Annotated in this window: 6 protein-coding genes; 2 read left to right on the top strand and 4 right to left on the bottom strand. The window is 61.2% G+C overall.

Translation table 11 applies throughout. The annotated features are described in order from the left end of the window. Positions 1 to 54: 54 nt before the first annotated feature. Entirely contained in the window at positions 55 to 1236 is a 1182-nt protein-coding gene (locus tag DBR24_RS07100) for an aminotransferase class V-fold PLP-dependent enzyme (RefSeq protein ID WP_128614327.1), read from the top strand. Between the two features lie 4 nt (positions 1237 to 1240). Here the strand turns inward: DBR24_RS07100 and DBR24_RS07105 are convergent, their stop codons facing one another. The 4 genes from DBR24_RS07105 to zwf all read right to left on the bottom strand — a co-directional run bounded on the left by DBR24_RS07105 (position 1241) and on the right by zwf (position 4998). Beyond that, on the bottom strand, positions 1241 to 1951 hold the full coding sequence (locus tag DBR24_RS07105) for an intradiol ring-cleavage dioxygenase (RefSeq protein WP_128614328.1): 711 nt from the start codon (positions 1949 to 1951) through the stop codon (positions 1241 to 1243). A 197-nt stretch (positions 1952 to 2148) separates the two neighbouring features. Next, positions 2149 to 2814 (bottom strand): bifunctional 4-hydroxy-2-oxoglutarate aldolase/2-dehydro-3-deoxy-phosphogluconate aldolase, encoded by a 666-nt coding sequence (locus tag DBR24_RS07110; RefSeq protein ID WP_007969324.1) that lies wholly within the window; start codon positions 2812 to 2814, stop codon positions 2149 to 2151. 17 nt (positions 2815 to 2831) lie between these two features. Next, a complete protein-coding gene (gene pgl / locus DBR24_RS07115; RefSeq protein ID WP_128614329.1) occupies positions 2832 to 3545 on the bottom strand; it encodes a 6-phosphogluconolactonase in 714 nt (237 codons plus the stop codon). Then, a complete protein-coding gene (zwf, locus tag DBR24_RS07120; RefSeq protein WP_123467130.1) occupies positions 3532 to 4998 on the bottom strand; it encodes a glucose-6-phosphate dehydrogenase in 1467 nt (488 codons plus the stop codon). The genes pgl and zwf overlap by 14 nt, the downstream gene beginning before the upstream one ends. A 226-nt stretch (positions 4999 to 5224) precedes the next feature. Here zwf and DBR24_RS07125 point away from each other — a divergent pair, with 226 nt between their 5' ends. Continuing rightward, positions 5225 to 6085, top strand: coding sequence for a MurR/RpiR family transcriptional regulator (locus DBR24_RS07125; RefSeq protein WP_169842436.1), 861 nt, complete (start codon positions 5225 to 5227; stop codon positions 6083 to 6085). Positions 6086 to 6308: the final 223 nt, after the last annotated feature.

The following is a 6308-nucleotide window of genomic DNA, read 5'->3' on the forward strand; positions in this document are numbered from 1 at the left end:
CGGCAAACCCGCCCCGCGCCACTGAAACGCCCTCCTCTACTGAGCTTGCCGACCATGCCCGATAACACCCGCCGCGCCCGTGACGAAGCCTTCTGGCAGACGTTCGCCGACCGTTACGACGTTCAACCAGGCCCCGTGAACCTGGAAAACGGTTACTTCGGACGGATGTCACGCACGGTGATCGAGGAGTATCAGCGCAACATAGAGCTGATCAACACCAGCAACTCGGTGTACGTGCGCCAGCAATTCGAACAACGCGACCACCTCGACATTCGCGCGCAACTGGCCGAGTTGATCGGCGTACGCGCGCAGAGTGTGGCGTTCACCCGCAATGCCACCGAAGGCCTGCAATCGCTGATCCGCAACTACAACCGCCTGCAACCGGGGGATCAGGTGCTGATCTGCGACCTCGAGTACGACACGGTCAAAGGCGCGATGCGCTGGCTGGGCGAGCATCGCGGCGTCGACGTCATCGAGATTGCGCACTCGCACCCGGCCAGTTTCGACAGCCTGCTGGAGACCTATCGCGAAACCTTCGTCCGCCATCCGAAACTCAAACTGATGGCGTTGACCCATGTCACCCATCGTACGGGACTGGTGATGCCGGTGCAGGCCATCGCGGCGCTGGCCAAAGAGCATGGCATCGACATCATCCTTGATGGTGCCCATGCCCTCGGCCAGATCGAGTTCGACCTCGAAGCCCTCGGCGTCGCCTTCGCCGGCTACAACCTGCACAAATGGATCGGCGCGCCGCTGACACTCGGCTTCATGTATATCGCGCCGCAGCGTCTGGCCGACATCGACCCGGACATGGGCGAGATGCACTACCCGGTCAGCGACATCCGCGCCCGCACGCCGTACAGCACGCCGAACATTCCGGCGCTGATGAGCTTGCCGCTGGTCTTTGAAGAACACCGCTCCATCGGCGGTGCACCGGCAAAAGGCGCGCGCCTCAATTACCTGCGCAACCTGTGGGTCAGCGCGGTGCGTCATCTGCCGGGTATCGAGGTCATGACACCGGACGATCCGCAGCTTTATTGTGGCATCACCGCGCTGCGCTTCAGCCGACATGCTGACCAGAAGGCCATGGCCGACCGCCTGCTCAATGACTTCAACCTGTTCACCGTGGTCCGCAATGGTGCCGCCTGCGGGCCGTGCATTCGCATCACGCCGGGACTGACCACCACCGCAGGCGACATGCAACGGCTGACTCGCGCGCTGAACGAACTGCGCTGATGCGCTAAAGCGTGTATTTGTCGAAATCCTCGGGTTTGATCTGCGACGACACCGCAAAGGTGTCGATGCCGATCGTGAGGTGCCCGAAGTAACCGTCCTCGTGGGAGTCACGGCCGATCGGCCATACATACAGGGTCGAGGCTTCGCGGCCCATGCCGGGTGGCAAACTGTCCGAAGCATTGTTCAACCGCATCGAAGTGCGCCCGCCCCAGGCTTTGGCGTGGTGTGTCGGGCGCGAGATGATTTCCGGGAGCTGCAGCTCGCCGGTCCAGGCGACATCGTGCTCGGCGGGATATTCGTCGCCGACAACCATGCGCACCGCCACATGAAGATGCAGCGCCCGGCCGGCATGGGAATCTGGATAAATCGTGGTGAAGCGCACCCTGCCCCGGGCATCGCAGAACTGGCTGCCGCGCAGGTAGGTGTCATCGTCGCCGGTGATTGCGGTCCTGGCATCGAGGCCCTGATTGACCGGACACCCGCCCGCGTTCGCGCCCCGCGCGTTGCAATGCCAGATATCCACCCTCGCGCCAACCACTGGCTCTGCGGTCATGGCATCGACAATGGTCAGGCGCAGCAACAGTGGCAAACCATCCGCACCTTCGCTGATATTGCGACGCAGCAGTTTTGGATTACGGAAAAACGGCCCGGCGATCTGCTCGGGGGCCAGTTGATACACCGGACAGGGTACGGGGATTGCGAAGTCTGGGTCCATGACACGTTCTCTCATCCATAAGATGAACGCAGATTAGCGCCGTGGAAAAACCTGTGTGCGGTAACTATGTATCGCCGCGTAACTTCAATTGTGGCAGCGCTGGCCGGAACAGGTTTTTGCCGGGCAAAAAAAAACGGTGCACCGACCAAGCGCACCGTAAAGCCGTAGAACACACAACGAAGTGTCAGGTAAAACTGTTAATCCAGCAGCGCAAGGGCTTCAGCGGTGCATTCCTGAATGCGCGCCCAGTCGCCGTTCTTGATCCACTCCGGATCGAGCATCCAGCTACCGCCCACGCACATGACGTTTTTCAGCGCCATGTAGCTCTTGATGTTGGCCGGGCCAACCCCGCCGGTCGGGCAGAATTTAACTTCGCCGAACGGGCCGCCGAGCGCCTTGATCGCCGCCACGCCGCCGCTGACTTCCGCCGGGAACAGCTTGAAGCGGCGATAACCCAAACCGTAGCCTTCCATGATGCCGGAGGCGTTGCTGATGCCCGGCAACAGCGGAATCGGGCTGTCGACGCTGGCTTCGAGCAGATCACGGGTGATGCCCGGGGTGACGATGAATTGCGAACCCGCCGCTTCAGCCGCCGCAAGCATGTTGCGATCGAGCACGGTGCCGGCACCGGTTACCAGCTCCGGGCGTTGCTCGCGCAGGATCTGGATTGCCTTGAGACCGAACTGCGAACGCAGGGTCACTTCCAGCGCCGTCAGGCCACCAGCGGCCAGGGCGTCGGCCAGCGGCAGTACGTCCTGCTCACGGGCGATGGTGATCACCGGCAGAATCCGCGCCTTGGCGCAGAGGCTGTCGATCAGGGCAACTTTGTCCGCCATGGAAACGGTCGGGGATGGGGTTGTCATAGCGGCTGTTCCTTGGCTCATGGGCACCAGTAAATCTCTAACGTAGGTTGCAGAAACGCGCGCACCGGCATGGCCGCGACGTCGTCGGATGCCAGTGCGGCATTCAGGGTGGTCAGCTTCGACTGACCGGAAATCGACAGAATCTTGTGCCTGGCCGACGCCAGCAGCGCGCGACTCATGGTCAGGCGCTGACGCGGCACGGTCGGCGCCAGCATCGGCCAGCAGCGACGGCTGCCATCGGCCTGCAACGCTTCGGCGAGGTTCGGGCTGTCGGGGAACAGCGACGCGGTGTGACCGTCATCGCCCATGCCCAGCACCAGCACGTCAATCGGTGGCAATTCGGCGAGCAGGCGATCGGCGTGTTCAGCAGCTTGCTCAACGTTCGCCGCAGCGCTGTAGAGGCTGAGGAACTGCGCCTTGGCCGCCGGGCCTTTGAGCAGGTACTGCTTGAGCAGACCGGCATTGCTGTCGGCGTGCTCAACCGGGACCCAGCGTTCATCGGCCAGGGTCACGACGACTTTCGACCAGTCCAGCGCCTGCTTGGCCAGGTGCTGAAAGAACGCCACCGGGCTGCGACCGCCGGACACCACCAGCACCGCGTTGCCGCGTGCAGCAATGGCCTCGCTCAATTGCTTGGCCACATTCAGCGCCAGACCTTCGGCCAACAGCACCGGGCTCTTGAACTCGTGGGCATTCACGCCCGCAGGCAGTTGCACATCAGATATCGCCATACCACGACCTCCCGTCCCGCGTGATCAGTGCAATCGAGCTCATCGGCCCCCACGACCCGGCCGCATACGGCTTGGGCGCGTCACCGGACTTTTTCCAGCCGGCGATCAACTGGTCACACCACTTCCACGCGGCTTCGATTTCATCTTTACGGACAAACAGGTTCTGATTGCCGTTCATCACTTCCAGCAACAACCGCTCGTAGGCGTCGGGGATCCGCGCACTGCGCCAGGTGTCGGAGAAATTCAGTTGCAGCGGGCCGCTGCGCAGTTGCATGCCTTTGTCGAGGCCCTGCTCTTTGGTCATCACGCGCAGGGAAATGCCTTCGTCCGGTTGCAGACGGATGATCAGTTTGTTGCTGATCTGCAGGCGTTGTTCCGGCGCGAAAATGTAGTGCGACGGTTCCTTGAAGTGGATGACGATCTGCGACAACTTCTGCGGCATGCGCTTGCCGGTCCGCAGGTAGAACGGCACGCCGGCCCAGCGCCAGTTGCGGATGTCGGCACGCAAAGCGACGAAGGTTTCGGTGTCGCTCTGGGTGTTGGAATTCGGTTCTTCCAGATAGCCCGGTACGGACTTGCCTTCGCTGTGGCCGGCGATGTATTGGCCGCGCACCACCTGAGTGGTCAGGCCTTCCGGACTGATCGGCGCCAGGGCCTTGAGCACTTTTACCTTTTCGTCACGGATGCTGTCAGCCGACAGGTCGGCCGGCGGGTCCATGGCGATCAGGCACAGCAGCTGCAACAGGTGGTTCTGGATCATGTCGCGCAGTTGGCCGGCCTTGTCGAAGTAGCCCCAACGGCCTTCGATGCCGACCTTCTCGGCCACGGTGATTTCCACGTGGGAGATGTAATTCTGGTTCCACTGGGTTTCGAACAGGCTGTTGGCGAAACGCAGGGCGATCAGGTTCTGGACGGTCTCTTTGCCCAGATAGTGGTCGATGCGGTAGGTGCGGTTTTCCGGGAAAAACTGCGCCACGGCGTCGTTCACTTTGCGTGAGGACTCAAGGTCGGAGCCGATCGGCTTTTCCAGGACCACGCGAGTATTTTCCGCCAGACCGACTTTCGCCAGGTTCTCACAGATCGCGCCGTACACCGCCGCCGGTGTGGCGAAGTAGGCAATCATGCGTTGCGCGCTGCCGGCCAGTTCGGCCAGCGCCACATAGTCTTCAGCCTTGAGGAAGTCGACGTGCAGATAAGTCAGGCGCGCCAGAAAGCGCTCGGCCACGGCTTCGTCCAGCTCTTTGCCGACATACCGACGCAATTCGGCGGCGATGAACGCCAGGTGCTGCTGTTCGCTACCGGCTTCACGGGCCAGCGCGATGATCCGCGTGTCCTCGTGCAACAGGTCAGCGCCATCGAGGTGGTAAAGGGCAGGAAACAGCTTGCGCAGGGCCAGATCGCCAAGAGCGCCGAACAAGGCAAAGGTGCACGGTTCAACCGTAATCGAAGGCATGATGTTTGTTCTTTTATCAAGTTAAGCTACAAATACCTTTTTTCAAGGCATCACTCAAGGGAAAATGTAGTAATAACCACAACATTTTCGCAAAATACAGATTCCGAGTGGTGGTCGGTCGGAGCCATCAGTAGGATAGGCCACCGTTACGGGCCATATCAAAGGCCCAATTTGCATAGCCCGGCGCACCTTTGCGCAGGTGAATTAGGAATTTCATATGGACCGCGTGCGAAATTTACTGGAACAGATCCAGAGTCGCCTTGAAGAGCTGAACAAGGCCGAACGCAAAGTCGCCGAGGTGATCCTGCTCAACCCGCAGCAGGCCACCCGCTTCAGCATCGCCGCCCTCGCCCAGGCGGCGTCGGTGAGCGAGCCGACGGTCAACCGTTTCTGCCGTTCGTTCGGTGTCAGCGGCTATCCTGAACTCAAGCTGCAACTGGCGCAGAGCCTGGCCAGTGGCGCAGCGTATGTCAGCCGTGCGGTGGAAGCCGATGACAATCCCGAGGCGTACACGCAGAAGATTTTCGGCAGTGCCATCGCCTCGCTGGACAGCGCTTGCCAGGCGTTGGACCCGAACCTGATCAGCCGCGCCGTCGACCTGTTGATTCAGGCGCGGCAGATCCACTTCTTCGGCCTCGGCGCTTCGGCACCGGTGGCGCTGGATGCGCAGCACAAGTTCTTCCGCTTCAACCTGGCGGTCACCGCGCATGCCGATGTGCTGATGCAGCGGATGATTGCTTCGGTGGCGCACACCGGTGAGTTGTTCGTGATCATTTCCTACACCGGGCGCACCCGCGAGCTGGTGGAAGTGGCGCGCATTGCTCGGGAGAACGGTGCTTCGGTGCTGGGTCTGACGGCGGAGAATTCGCCGTTGGCCAAGGCCAGCACCCTGAGCCTGAACATTCCACTGCCGGAAGACACCGACATCTATATGCCGATGACCTCGCGGATCATTCAGTTGACCGTGCTGGATGTGCTGGCGACCGGCATGACCTTGCGGCGCGGGGTGGATTTCCAGCCGCATTTGCGCAAGATCAAAGAGAGCTTGAACGCCAGCCGGTATCCGGTTGGGGATGAATTCAACTAAAGATCAAAAGCCCCTCACCCCAGCCCTCTCCCTGGGGGAGAGGGAGCCGACCGAGGTGTCTTGCGCTATACATCGACCTGAAACACTGAGTCGATTATGGATTCACCGACATTCATTCAGGTCGGTGCTTCTCTCGAATATCCCCCATTCGCCCCTCTCCGGGGGGAGAGGGGGCCGACCGAGGTGTCTTGCGCTATACATCGACCTGAAACACCGAGTCGAT

Source organism: Pseudomonas sp. HMWF006 (assembly GCF_003061205.1).
Classification (GTDB): Bacteria; Pseudomonadota; Gammaproteobacteria; order Pseudomonadales; family Pseudomonadaceae; genus Aquipseudomonas; species Aquipseudomonas monsensis.

Coding starts and splice junctions, on each gene's coding strand:
- zwf (WP_123467130.1), bottom strand. CDS start 4,998: ATGCCTTCGATTACGGTTGAACCGTGCACCTTTGCCTTGTTCGGCGCT.
- pgl (WP_128614329.1), bottom strand. CDS start 3,545: ATGGCGATATCTGATGTGCAACTGCCTGCGGGCGTGAATGCCCACGAG.
- DBR24_RS07110 (WP_007969324.1), bottom strand. CDS start 2,814: ATGACAACCCCATCCCCGACCGTTTCCATGGCGGACAAAGTTGCCCTG.
- DBR24_RS07105 (WP_128614328.1), bottom strand. CDS start 1,951: ATGGACCCAGACTTCGCAATCCCCGTACCCTGTCCGGTGTATCAACTG.
- DBR24_RS07100 (WP_128614327.1), top strand. CDS start 55: ATGCCCGATAACACCCGCCGCGCCCGTGACGAAGCCTTCTGGCAGACG.